Source organism: Gracilimonas sp. (assembly GCF_014762685.1).
Lineage (GTDB): Bacteria > Bacteroidota > Rhodothermia > Balneolales > Balneolaceae > Gracilimonas.
Genome location: NZ_JABURM010000005.1, coordinates 1,858,067 through 1,871,343, shown reverse-complemented (window position 1 = coordinate 1,871,343; position 13,277 = coordinate 1,858,067). Strand labels below are relative to the sequence as shown.

Annotated in this window: 11 protein-coding genes; 9 read left to right on the top strand and 2 right to left on the bottom strand. The window is 41.5% G+C overall.

Annotated features, from left to right (window positions below):
- Positions 1–46 precede the first annotated feature (46 nt).
- The 6 genes from HUJ22_RS08460 to HUJ22_RS08435 all read left to right on the top strand — a co-directional run bounded on the left by HUJ22_RS08460 (position 47) and on the right by HUJ22_RS08435 (position 6,251).
- Positions 47–604 (top strand): YeeE/YedE thiosulfate transporter family protein, encoded by a 558-nt coding sequence (locus tag HUJ22_RS08460; protein WP_290876177.1) that lies wholly within the window; start codon positions 47–49, stop codon positions 602–604.
- Positions 605–622: 18 nt separating this feature from the next.
- On the top strand, positions 623–1,048 hold the full coding sequence (locus tag HUJ22_RS08455; protein ID WP_290876175.1) for a DUF6691 family protein: 426 nt from the start codon (positions 623–625) through the stop codon (positions 1,046–1,048).
- Between the two features lie 114 nt (positions 1,049–1,162).
- Positions 1,163–2,581, top strand: coding sequence for an MBL fold metallo-hydrolase (locus tag HUJ22_RS08450; protein ID WP_290876173.1), 1,419 nt, complete (start codon positions 1,163–1,165; stop codon positions 2,579–2,581).
- Between the two features lie 174 nt (positions 2,582–2,755).
- Positions 2,756–4,504, top strand: coding sequence for a SulP family inorganic anion transporter (locus tag HUJ22_RS08445; RefSeq protein ID WP_290876171.1), 1,749 nt, complete (start codon positions 2,756–2,758; stop codon positions 4,502–4,504).
- Positions 4,505–4,611: 107 nt separating this feature from the next.
- Positions 4,612–5,832, top strand: a complete 1,221-nt coding sequence (locus HUJ22_RS08440; RefSeq protein ID WP_290876169.1) for an MFS transporter — start codon at positions 4,612–4,614, stop codon at positions 5,830–5,832.
- Positions 5,833–5,843: 11 nt separating this feature from the next.
- Positions 5,844–6,251: a rhodanese-like domain-containing protein gene (locus tag HUJ22_RS08435; RefSeq protein WP_290876167.1), complete on the top strand. Its 408-nt coding sequence runs from the start codon at positions 5,844–5,846 to the stop codon at positions 6,249–6,251.
- Positions 6,252–6,385: 134 nt separating this feature from the next.
- Here HUJ22_RS08435 and HUJ22_RS08430 read toward each other — a convergent pair whose 3' ends face one another.
- Positions 6,386–6,982 carry a class I SAM-dependent methyltransferase gene (locus HUJ22_RS08430; RefSeq protein WP_290876165.1) on the bottom strand — a complete coding sequence of 199 codons (597 nt, stop codon included), beginning with the start codon at positions 6,980–6,982 and terminating at the stop codon, positions 6,386–6,388.
- 73 nt (positions 6,983–7,055) lie between these two features.
- Between HUJ22_RS08430 and HUJ22_RS08425 the strand changes: the two genes are divergently transcribed.
- Complete coding sequence (locus HUJ22_RS08425) at positions 7,056–8,471, top strand: MBL fold metallo-hydrolase (RefSeq protein WP_290876163.1); 1,416 nt, start codon at positions 7,056–7,058, stop codon at positions 8,469–8,471.
- A gap of 31 nt (positions 8,472–8,502) precedes the next feature.
- On the opposite strand, the gene HUJ22_RS08420 is transcribed toward HUJ22_RS08425, so the two are convergent.
- The gene (locus HUJ22_RS08420; protein ID WP_290876161.1) at positions 8,503–9,081 is read right to left on the bottom strand and encodes a DNA-3-methyladenine glycosylase I; all 579 of its coding nucleotides are present in this window, start codon (positions 9,079–9,081) and stop codon (positions 8,503–8,505) included.
- A 107-nt stretch (positions 9,082–9,188) separates the two neighbouring features.
- Here HUJ22_RS08420 and ppc point away from each other — a divergent pair, with 107 nt between their 5' ends.
- Together ppc and HUJ22_RS08410 are read left to right on the top strand one after the other, a co-directional pair.
- On the top strand, positions 9,189–11,990 hold the full coding sequence (gene ppc, locus HUJ22_RS08415; RefSeq protein ID WP_290876159.1) for a phosphoenolpyruvate carboxylase: 2,802 nt from the start codon (positions 9,189–9,191) through the stop codon (positions 11,988–11,990).
- A 194-nt stretch (positions 11,991–12,184) separates the two neighbouring features.
- On the top strand, positions 12,185–13,276 hold the full coding sequence (locus HUJ22_RS08410) for a branched-chain amino acid aminotransferase (RefSeq protein ID WP_290876157.1): 1,092 nt from the start codon (positions 12,185–12,187) through the stop codon (positions 13,274–13,276).
- The last annotated feature ends 1 nt before the right edge of the window (position 13,277 follow it).

The window sequence follows — 13,277 nt, the reverse complement described above, 5'->3', positions numbered from 1 at the left end:
CGAAGAAAAAAAAGAACGATAAATAATTAAATAAATACTCAAACTGATGGACATATTATTTCAACCTATGCCTTGGTATGTAGCCGGTCCCATCATCGGCCTTACTGTTCCCCTTCTGCTTATTATGGGAGGGAAGATGTTCGGTGTTTCGGCAAATCTGAGGCACGCTTGTGCGGCATGCAATTTCGGAAACATAGCATTTTTCAATTATGACTGGAAAGAAGCCGGTTGGTGGAATCTTACTTTTTTAGCGGGTTCTATTATTGGTGGCTTTCTAGGCGGATATGTATTCGCTAATCCCGAGCCGATTGATCTTGCAGCATCCACGATAGCTGATTTACAGGCCCTTGGAATTCAGGATTTTGCCGGATTGGTTCCGGCTGATCTTATTTCCTGGGCGGCATTAGGCACACCAACCGGACTTATTGTATTGGTTTTAGGTGGCTTTATGGTAGGCTTTGGGGCTCGTTATGCCGGCGGATGTACTTCCGGTCACGCTATTTCCGGGTTATCCGATTTACAACTTGCCTCACTGATTGCTGTCATCGGCTTCTTTATTGGCGGTCTTATTATGACTTACTTCATTTACCCACTCATACTTTAATCCTATAAAAGCATAACAATGAAATTTTTAGAATATCTCAAATACTTATTGATTGGAATGGCTTTTGGATTTGTACTTGTAAAATCTGAAGTCGTGTCTTGGTTTCGAATTCAGGAAATGTTCCGTTTCGACTCTATTCACATGTATGGAATTATCGGCCTTGCAATTGTGGTAGGCATTATTTCCATCCAAATTATTAAAAGAAACAACATCAAGGATACCAAGGGGAATCCAATTACGATACCTCCAAAAGATTCTACTCAAGTGAAACGCTACATCATTGGCGGCAGCTTATTTGGACTTGGCTGGGCTTTATTAGGAGCCTGCCCGGGCCCCATGTTTGCACTACTGGGAAGCGGCCTCACTGTGATGATCATCCCAATTTTATCAGCAGCAGCAGGAACTTACGTCTATGGTATGCTTCGAGATTCTTTACCTCATTAATGAAATGGAAGAATTCAGAATTCAGGAATCAGAACTCAGTAGAGAAATTCTGACTACTGAGTTCAGAGTTCTGACTTCCAAGAATATTTAACAACACAACACAGGAGAAACAACATGTATTTCAAACAATTCTTTGACGAAAAATTAGCACAGTATGCATATATGGTTGGATGCCAGGCTAATGGAACAGCTGTAATGATCGACCCAATGCGTGATATCGACCAATACATTGAACATGCAGCCGGCCAAAATTTAACCATTGTCGGTGCAGCTGATACTCATATCCATGCCGATTATATTTCCGGTCTTCGGGAATTTGCCGAGCGTGGAGTGAAAGTGTACGCCTCAGATGAAGGTGATAAAGACTGGAAGTACGAATGGCTGAAAAACAGCGATTATGACTATGAGTTTTTAAACGATGGTGATGAATTCAAAATAGGTAACATTACCATTAAAGCCTGGCACACACCGGGACATACTCCCGAACATTTGAGTTACTTTATTACTGATGGTGCAGCAGCGGATGAACCCATGGGAATTGCCACCGGCGACTTTATATTTGTAGGAGATGTAGGGCGACCTGATCTCCTGGAATCAGCTGCGGGGCAAGCCAATGTAATGGAGCCTTCTGCCCGGACCCTTTTTAAATCGGTTGAAGATTTTAAAAATGTTCCCGAGTACCTGCAAATCTGGCCGGGGCACGGAGCCGGAAGTGCTTGCGGAAAAGCATTGGGAGCAATCCCTGAAACAACCGTTGGATATGAATTGCGTTACAATGCTTCCATCAAATCAGCAACTTCTGAGGATGCTTTCGTGAATTTCATTCTTGAAGGTCAGCCGGAGCCACCTTTGTATTTTGCACGAATGAAAAGAGACAATAAGCTTGGTCCCAAAATCATAAAAGGACTTCCACAGCCAAAGCATCTCACTTTAAAGGAGCTTGGAAGCTTGTCGAACAACACGGAGGTTGCCGTGCTTGACACCCGAGAAAGAGACGAATTCTCAGAAGGACATCTTCCCGGATCATTGCTCTCGCCTATGAACAAACAGTTTAATACGGTAGCCGGCTCTTATATCACAGAAGATGAAGATATTTACCTGGTTGTAGAGGAGCATAAACTGGAAGAAGCCGTTCGTGATCTCTATCGCATTGGGTTGGATAATGTAATTGGCTATGTGACTCCAATGGACCTTGATCATTATGCTGAACAAGGGGGAGAACTGGAAGCTATCACAGTGCAAAAATTCGATAATATTAATCAGTATGTAGATGATGACAATTACCAGATCCTGGATGTGAGGAAAGCCTCAGAATACAGTGAAGGTAATATAGAAGGTGCTCAAAACCTGGCACATACACGATTATTGCCAAGATTAGGTGAAATCACCAAAGACAAAACCTTGGTGGTACACTGTCAAGCAGGGGGCCGCTCCGCTGTAGCTTCGGCATTTCTAAAACGAAATGGCTATAAAGTAGTTCTCATCGATGATGAATTCGAAAATTATAAGCCTAAAGCAGCAACCACTGTTTAAATAATCCACTGATATAATGCAGGGATGAATCGCATTTATTCCTGCAACATTGGGGGATCAAAATTTTGTACCCCGAAAACCCAACCCGTCGGAAGGTGAAAGGTCCGGCGAGTTCTATCAAACAAAAATATTGAAATATTCTATTGTGGAGGCAATACATGAAACGCCTTTACGATGGAGAAAATAAATCAAACCATGAAATCAAAACCATCCATTACCAAATATATTCCCATTCTGGATTGGATTAAATCCTATTCCGGGGATGACGCTAAAGGAGATATAAATGCCGGCATTACGGTGGGTATCATGCTTATTCCTCAGGGAATGGCGTATGCCATGCTTGCCGGGCTCCCGCCGATTTACGGTTTATACGCCTCTATTGTACCGCTGATTTTATATGCTGTTTTTGGCACGTCTCGTCAGTTGGCAGTAGGGCCTGTGGCAATGGTTTCTTTGTTGGTACTGGCAGGTGTTGGTGAGATTGCAGATGTGGGAAGTGATCGGTTCATACAGCTGGCGATTATGACTGCCATGGGTGTAGGGGTTTTCCAACTTTTGATGGGTGTATTCAGAATGGGTTTTTTGGTGAATTTTTTATCGCACCCTGTACTTAGCGGATTTACTTCAGCTGCTGCACTGATCATTGGTGGCAGTCAGCTTAAAAACCTATTGGGAATTGACATTCCTAGAACTAATTATGTGCATGAAATTCTGATTAATGCTTTTCAAAAAATAAATGAGATTGATCCTTTTACAGCTGCAATTGGGATCGGATCTATTGCAACCATCATTCTTATTAGAAAATGGAAACGCACCTTTCCCTCAGCATTAGTTGTAGTAGGGCTAGGAACCCTTGTAACGTATGTCTTTGGGTTAAATGAATCCGGAGTGGCGATTGTGGGAGATATTCCAAGAGGTCTTCCAAGTTTCAAATTTACATCTATGAGCTGGGCTGACATTGAATTGTTATTACCAACTATTCTTGTGATTTCATTGGTGGGATATATGGAGTCGATTGCCGTGGCTAAAGCCATCGCAAACAAGCATGGATATAAAGTTGACCCAAACCAGGAATTGATTGGATTGGGGGTGGCGAATATTGGTGGAGCCTTGTTCCAGTCATATCCGACAACCGGGGGATTTTCAAGAACTGCAGTGAACGATCAGGCCGGCTCCAGAACAGGAATGGCTTCTATTGTTTCAGCAGTAATTATCGCACTCACAGTACTCTTTTTAACCCCACTGTTTTATTATCTGCCTAGTGCGGTTTTGGCGGCGATTATTATGGTGGCCGTGGCCGGGCTATTCGATACCCATGAAATGAGGCATCTTTGGAAAACAGACCGAAAAGACCTGGCTTTGTTGGTAATCACCTTTATCGCCACACTTTCTCTTGGCATTGAAGAAGGTATTGCAGTAGGCGTATTAATTTCATTAGGACTGGTGATCTACAGCAGTACCAAACCGCACAGTACGGAATTGGGCCGATTAGGAGAAACCAAAAATTTCCGAAACGTTAAACGATATAAAGAAGCGAAAACTGAAGAAGAAATTCTGATTTACCGTTTCGATTCTCAGCTTTATTTCGCCAATGTAGAATATTTCAGAGACACTATTGATTCTCTCATTGCCGAAAAAGGAGATAAACTCAACCTGGTGATCCTGGATGCATCTGCTATGAATAATATAGATTCTACCGGAGTACATGCACTGCAGGAATTGATAAAAGACCTGAAAGATCGGGATATTGAATTGTATTTTGCCGGCGCCATTGGTCCGGTTAGAGATAAGCTGAAAGTATCCGGAATTACGGAAGGGCTCAGTATCAGTAACTTTTATTTTGATGTAGCCGATGCAATGGAAGCCTACAAAAAAGGTCACAAGAAGGACCACAATTATTCACCGGTTCAAACTAATACTTAATAAAGATATTGTAGCAACCTCGCATCGTACGTTAGGGTCTGTGAGTGTTTAGATGAACCTGCGAGACCTGTCAAACGATTGTAGGTTCACACTTAAAAGAAGAATAGATGAAAGTACTCGGACTCAAACATAATTGGAAGCAATTCTCGTTGCTGGTGTTCATCAATGCTTTTGTAGGTGGCATGGTGGGGCTGGAGCGCACCATTCTACCCGAAATTGCCGAAAGTGAGTTTGGCATCGCAGCTCGTTCAGCAATCTTTTCATTCATCATTGTTTTTGGAATTACCAAAGCGGCATCCAATTATTTTGCGGGAAGATTTGCCCAGCAATACGGACGCAAGAAAATGCTGATTGTGGGCTGGCTGTTTGGTTTGCCTGTTCCTTTCATTTTAATGATGGCAGACAGCTGGAATTGGGTGATCGCTGCCAATGTATTTTTAGGTATTAACCAGGGACTGGCGTGGTCGGCCAATGTGATTATGAAAATTGATCTTGCCGGGAAAAAAGACCGGGGCCTGGCCATGGGATTGAATGAATTTGCCGGTTATTTAGCTGTGGCAGTTGTGGCTTTCCTGACCGGGTGGATTGCTTCAGAGTTTGGGTTACGACCATACCCTTTCTATTTAGGAATTGGACTGGCCGGTATCGGATTACTAATGTCGATTTTTTTAGTGAAAGACACTGCTCCCTGGGTTCATTCTGAAAGTTCTGAAGGAAATAATGAAAAAAGGAGTAAAGAGAATCTGTTTTGGAAGGTTTCGATAGGAGATCGTAATCTGTTTGCCGTTTCACAATCTGGATTGGCAACCAATTTAAAAGATGGAATGGCTTGGGGAATATTTCCGCTATATTTGTCAGCAGCCGGACTGAATTTATATCAAATTGGAATTGTAACGGCTATTTATCCGGCGTTTTGGGGAATTTTCCAGGTAGTAACAGGGAAAATCTCAGACTATACCGGTCGAAAGAATATGTTATTTGCAGGATTGATGGTACAGGCTGCAAGTTTGTTAATCTTCCCATCACTGTCCCACTTTTATGAATTTATAATTGCGGCCTCATTTTTAGGATTAGGAACTGCAATGGTATATCCTACGTTTTTAGCAGCTGTAGCTGACTTGGTTCATCCTGAAGATCGTGCTGAAAGTATCGGAGTATTTCGATTATGGAGAGATGGCGGTTATGCCGTCGGAGCACTTCTTGCAGGATTTTTGGCTGATTTGTTCGATCTTGGATTTGCAATCACCATAACAGGAGTGATTGTTATGATATCCGGTATTACTTTGTTAATTAGCATGAATAAACTTAAAAAACCGGTGCATCTCTAAAATAAAACATTATGTGGAAAACGATTTTAACAATAGCGACAATTTTAATTATAGGACTAATCATGTTTAATATATTTTCAAACAAAACCGACGAAAAAGAAACTCAGCGTATCGACATCAGTGTAGAAGAGTTTAAAGAAATAAAGACTGAAACTCCGGGTATTATTATTGATGTCCGTACCAAAGGTGAGTATGAAGAAGGACATTTGGTTGAAGCCGATCACCAATATGACTTAATGAATGGTGATTTTGCTGCGCAACTTGATAGCTTGAATAAAGATGAGACGTACTATCTATACTGTCGATCGGGCAACAGAAGTGGACAGGCAGCTCGCATGATGAAGCAAAATGGTTTTGAAAAGGTATACAATGTTGGTGGGTTTCAGGATTTGGCCAATGCAGGTTTCGAAACCAAATAGGTTTGAACCAGATTCTTAAATAAGGGTGATTATTGAATTACCCTTATTTAATATTTTTACTCAACTCCAATCACCGATTATATCTGGAAATTCCAAAGGATTGCCATTTAAGTTCTCCCGGTTCAATTTCTTATTTATACTTTTTCAGCAATTGCCCGAAACACCATCGCTTTCCCAACATGATGCATCCCTTCATTGAGAGTCACTTCGACTTCATCCATCCATTTGATGTCGGTACCGGAAAGCAAATCCCGTAATTTTTCTTCGGTATATAAAACCCGTTTATCTTTTGGTCCTCCTGAATTTCTTCCAAGCTGGTTGACTGAATATACCTCCACAATAATCTTACCTCCCGGCTTGACGCTTGAAATTACATGAGAATACACATCTTTTATGATTGATCGTGGCAAATGGACATAAATGAAAGCTGCAGCATCATATTTGTTTTGTCCAAAATCATAATCAGCTAAATCACTCAAATCATATTTGATGTTGACCCCTTTCTGTTCTGCCAGTTTCAGTGCTTTTTTCTTCCCTTGCTCACTATAATCTACTGCTGTTACATCCCAGCCTTTGCTTGCAGCATATATGGCATTACGCCCTTCACCCTCGGCAGGCAGAATAATTGTACGGGATTCTAAATTCTCAATATGTTCTTTAAAAAAATTATTCGGTTCGGTTCCATATACAAATTCCTGTTCCGAATAACGTTCATTCCAAAAATCTTTCATAACAGTTTTCGATGGCTTCAAGATGTAGTATTTTCCGCTGGCAAATTAAACGGAAAAAAACTTAACCTCATTCATGTTTTTTCAACAAATATTTGAAGAAAAGCTCGCTCAATATGCATATCTAATTGGTTGTCAGGCATCGGGCGAAGCCATTGTGATTGACCCCATGCGGGATATTGACCGATATAAAGAAATTGCCGAAAAAAATAACCTCAAAATTATTGCTGCCGCGGAGACACATATTCATGCCGACTATCTTTCCGGGTTACGTGAATTTGCTGAGCAGGGGGTTAAAGTATATGTTTCGGATGAAGGGGATGAAAACTGGAAATACGAATGGGTTATTGGAAGTAATTACGACCATAAGCTGTTAAAGGATGGGGATAAATTCTCAGTTGGGAACATCAAGTTTACTGCAGCATTTACCCCGGGGCATACCCCCGAACACCTGAGTTTTTTAGTGGCTGACGGAGCAAAATCTGATGTTCCAATGGGGTTGCTCTCAGGTGATTTTGTTTTTGTAGGAGATGTAGGACGCCCGGATTTACTTGAAACAGCAGCCGGTGAGAAAGGGGTTATGGAAAGTTCAGCTAAAGTATTGTATCAATCACTTCAAAAATTTAAAGAAATGCCGGGTTACTGGCAGGTGTGGCCGGGACATGGAGCGGGAAGCGCCTGCGGAAAGGCTTTGGGGGCTATTCCTGAATCTACGGTGGGATATGAACAACGGTTTAATGATTCTATACGTGCAGCAACTAACGAACAAGAGTTTGTGGATTATATTTTGGATGGTCAGCCGGAGCCACCGATTTATTTTGCCCGTATGAAAAGGGAAAATAAAAAAGGGCCTAAAATCCTGGGAAATATCCCACAACCGGAAAACCTAACTATAGAACAAATTATTGGACAGGTACGCATCACAAACTCAGTGATTTTAGACACACGCAATCGGGGAGAATTTATGAATGGGCATATTGAAGGTTCACTTCTTTCTCCAATTAATAAAGCCTTCAATACGGTAGCGGGTTCTTATATAAGAGAGGACGAATCCATTTTCTTGATTATTGAAGAGGATAAATTACAAGAAGCAGTGCTGGATTTAATCCGGATAGGATTGGATCCTGTAAAAGGATTTGCCACACCCGGTCAATTGAAAGAATTTGCTGAAAAGGGAGGGGTGCTTTTTACTACAGATACCATAGATTTTGCTCAAACGGAAAAACACCTGAATGCGAATGAAGCCTATTTACTGGATGTACGCAAAAAATCGGAATTTGACGAAGGGCACATTCCCGGAGCAATAAATATTGCTCATACCCGCTTGTTGGAAAGACTGGGTGATATTCCAAACGATAAACCCGTAATGGTTTCCTGCCGAACCGGAGCCAGATCTGCTGTCGCATCAGCTTTCCTTGAGAGAGAGGATTTTGTTGTGAAATACGTGGATGATTTGATTGAGGAGTGGCTGGAGAAGAACATCGAACATTAAACAAGGAATATCCAAGGCAGAAGTTAATTGTTCAATGTTCGGGGTTCAATTCTGCATATCGGAAGCAGTCTGTGGTATGGTCCATTACTAATCCACAAGCCTGCATATGGGCATACATGATGGTACTTCCTACAAACTTAAACCCTCGTTTTTTCAGGTCCTTACTTAGGGTGTCGGACTCTTTACTGGTGGCCGGTAACCCCTTCATGCTTTCCCAGTGACTGACAATCGGTTCACCCCCGACAAATTCCCAGATGTAGTTGTCAAAGCTGCCGAATTCCTCTTGAATATCCAAAAATAACTGAGCATTGGTTACCGCAGACCTCACCTTCAGTTTGTTTCGGATAATACCTTCATCCTGCAACAATTCCTGAATTTTAGATTCATTAAACTGAGCCACTTTCTCAGGATCAAAATTGGCAAACGCATTCCGGTATCCTTCCCGGCGCTTTAAAATTGTAGACCAGCTGAGTCCGGCCTGGGCTCCCTCCAAAATCAAAAACTCGAAATGTGTTTTGTCATCATGGACGGGAACTCCCCACTCTTCATCGTGGTATTTAATGTATTCCTGAAATTGACCTTCAACCCAGCCACAACGTTTTTTATTCATTTTATGTATTTAAGTTGGATAGTTGAGTTTGTTGAAACTATAAAAGAGTTTAATTATCTCTAACTTACTATTCAATCACTCACACTCATTTCAAAATTTAAACATTCATGTACTGGAAAGAAACCGTCAGTAACCTTGCTGAAAGTAGTGGGATAAGTCAAAACCTGACAAAAAGAGTAATTACACTCACAGAAATTCTTGAGGAATTGGTCATTGAAAAACATGGTGAGGCGTTTGTAAAAAAACTGGGTACGCTTCCAATTGAATGTGCTAAAGCATTGGATGAGGAAGATGAACCAACATTGAAGAAGCTTCAAAAAGAGATGAACCTTCTCTCACTTGATGAGATTAAAGATGTGTTGCAGATGTACACCACTTTCTTTCATTTAGTGAATTCCCTGGAGCAACATGAGATCAGTCGCGTAAACCGAAGCCGTGAATTTGACGAAACTCCTGAATCTCCCCGAAAAGAAAGTATAGCTGAAGCAGTTTATCGAATGAAGGAAAAGGGATATACCTATGAGGAAGCCCTGGATATTTTCCGGCAAATGGATATTCAGCCAACTATTACCGCACACCCGACGGAAGCTCGCCGCCGCAGTGTTTTACTGAAACAACAGGAGTTGGCTTCCATGATTTCCCGGCTTGGAAACAGCGATATCACCCCGGATGAAAAAATAGATTTACGGCGGGAAATTTTAAATCAACTTAACCTACTTTTACTTACGGATGAAGTCCGTTCAGAACGGCTTTCAGTAGAGGATGAGGTGGAAAATGGTTTGTTCTATTTTACGCATTCTATTTGGGATTCCATCCCGGTTCTCTATCGGGATATTCGTCAGGCTTTTGACACCTATTACAGCAAGCGTCCTGAGATTCCGATTGTACTGAAATACCGGTCATGGATTGGCAGTGATCGGGACGGGAATCCTAATGTGACATCGAACGTAACTTGGCAAACCGTAATTGAGCAGCGCAGAACCGTGTTGAATTTATACCTGGATGAACTTAATGAGCTGCGCAGGTATTTAAGTGTCTCAGATAAGCAAGCTCCGGTTTCAGATGCATTGCGAACATCGGTCGAAAAAGATGAGAAAGAATTCCCAATTTCAGAAAGATATAAGCGCCGATATAAGCATGAGATTTATCGCCGGAAGGTGACGCATATCATGCGTAAAATTGAGTCTTTACTGGATGCGCTTGGAGAGGAAAAGCCGGAAATTTTAGCCGCTTCCCAAAAGTATAATGTGTCTGATTTTATTTATGACTTGGAGGTCATTAAAAAGAGTTTGGTTGAAAATGGGCTTTCGGGATTGTCGCAGCAGGGGCGACTGCAAGATTTAATTATTCGCGCAAATACCTTTGGCTTTCATTTAAGTGCATTAGACATACGTCAACACAGTGCACTGCATGAAGAAACAGTGGAAGAGCTTCTGTCTCAAGCTAAGGTGCTGGACAATTATAATGAGCTGACTGAAACGGATAAAATTGAAGTTTTGGTGAAAGAGCTTTCTAACCCAAGGCCATTAAGCACTGTAAAGAGTTCACGCTCAGAAATTGCCAGTAAAGTGATGACGGTGTTTGAGGAAATTAAAGATATACTGGCTCTGAATCCGGACATTTTTGGCAGTTATATCATTAGCATGACGCATGGTATCAGTGATATGTTGGAGGTAATGCTGATTGCAAAGGAAGTAGGTTTATGGAGCTATGAGAATGATAAAGCAGAGAGCTTAATCGATATTGTGCCTCTTTTTGAGACCATTGAAGATTTGGAGAATAGTGCAGATTTAATGGCACAAATGTATGAGCATGATCTCTTTTCCAGGCACTTGAAATCCCGAAATAATTTCCAGGAAATTATGCTGGGTTATTCCGACAGTAACAAAGACGGCGGGTACTGGATGGCTAACTGGGCACTGGATAAAGCTCAGTACGAATTGGGGACTGTTTGCAGAAAGTATAATGTTGATTTCCGCTTATTTCATGGGCGAGGGGGTACAATTGGCCGGGGTGGAGGACAGTCGAACCAAGCCATAACCGCGATGCCGGCGGTGGCCAATAATGGTCGTATTCGATTTACAGAACAGGGAGAAGTTATTTCATTTCGATATATGCTTTCGTCAATTACACACCGGCATTTAGAACAAATTGTGAATGCCATGGCTAAGGTAACCATGCTTCAATATTCAGAGACTTCCGGCTACCTTTCCAATAAAGAAGGGGAAAGGGCGGTTATAGAAGATATTGCTGAAACAAGTATGAAAACATATCGGGAGTTGATTGACGATCCGGATTTCTGGGATTGGTATTCCAGTATAACTCCGATCGAACATATTGGTAAATTGCCGATTGCCTCACGCCCGGTATCCCGTGGTTCTTCAGATTCAATGACTTTTGATTCACTTAGGGCCATTCCATGGGTATTTGCATGGACACAGGTTCGCTATAATGCACCGGGTTGGTATGGGATTGGAAAAGGAATTGAAGCGGCGGCCGAAAAGAATGACAATGCACTTGAAGTGCTACAGAAGTGGCATAAGGAATGGACTTTTTTCCGTACTGTTTTGAATAATTCGCAACGTGAAATGGCTCGGACACACTTGCCAACTTCGGGTTTGTATAACACCAAGCCCACGAAATTCCATAACCAGTTAGTGGAACATTTTAAGCAGGCGGAACAATGGATTACATCCATAACCGGGAATGATCATATTTTAGATCACAATAAAGTGATACAGAATTCCATTTTATTTAGGAATCCCTTTACTTATCCGATGAATTTTATACAGGCCGAATTGTTAAAACGCTGGAAGAAAGCGGATTCCAAAGATCAGAAAGAAAAACTGACGGAAGTATTATTTCTGAACATCAACGGAATAGCAGCTGCAATGCAGAGTACAGGTTGATTGTATTTTTTGTTAAGAGAAATGTTACCCTGAAGATGTTGCTTTAAATGTTACGATAATTCAATATATACCCTGATTATTATATGCCCTATAAGGTGGTCTAAGTTGATTATCTTCAGATATTATCAGGTGCAGGAAATTTAATTTCCTTCGTTGTTGCTGTTATTTAATCCGAAACGTGTTATTTTAGAATCATGATGAACGAGATACTTACAAGTACCAAAATTACCGTAAAGCCAGTAAATGAAAGCCGAGTTCATGAGGTTGATTTTAATAACCTTGTGTTTGGACGTAAATTCTCTGATCACATGTTCGAAATGAAACACGTGGACGGCAAATGGGGTGAACCGGTCATTAAACCATACGGTTCTTTTGAAGTGACCCCGGCTACGAATGTATTTCATTATGGTCAGGCTGTTTTTGAGGGGATGAAAGCTTATTACGCGGATGAAAAAACGGTTCACATTTTCCGCCCAAAAACACACCATGAGCGATTTAATAACTCCTGCCGGCGGATGTGCATTCCTGAAACCGATTACGACCTTTTTATTGAAGTACTTGAAACACTTATCAAGTTAGATCAGCAGTGGATTCCGAAAAAATCAGGGACTGCACTTTACATACGTCCGTTTATTTTTGCATCAGATGATTTATTGGCTGCCCGTTCATCGGATAAATTTACCTATCAAATTATTACTTCACCGGTTGGGGCTTATTATGAAGAAGGTTTTAATCCGGTTTCTTTAACAACTACTGACGAATTTGTACGTGCGGTAAATGGCGGAACAGGCGAAGCTAAAGCAGCAGGAAATTATGCCGGTAGCTTTTTACCGGCTAAAAAAGCCAAAGCCGACGGCTACACACAAGTACTTTGGTTAGATGCTAAAGAGCATAAGTATATTGAAGAAGTAGGTACAATGAATATCCACTTTTTAATCGGTGATACACTTATAACCCCGGCTTTGACTGGGTCAATTCTCCCCGGGGTAACCCGAAGGTCCGTAATAGCCCTTGCCAAAGAGTGGGGTCTGAATGTAGAAGAACGCCGTATTACCATTGACGAGCTTTTTGAAGCCTATGAGAAAGGCGAGTTGAAGGAAGTATTTGGTTCCGGTACTGCAGCCGTAGTTTCACCGGTAGGTTTGATTCATCATAAGGGAAAGACGCTTGAACTAGATCGGGAAAAACCCGGTGATTTTGCCCAAAAATGTTTTGATGAGATAACGGATATCCAATATGGCCGAAAAGAAGACAAGTTCGGTTGGGTGCATCCGGTAAGCATCTGAT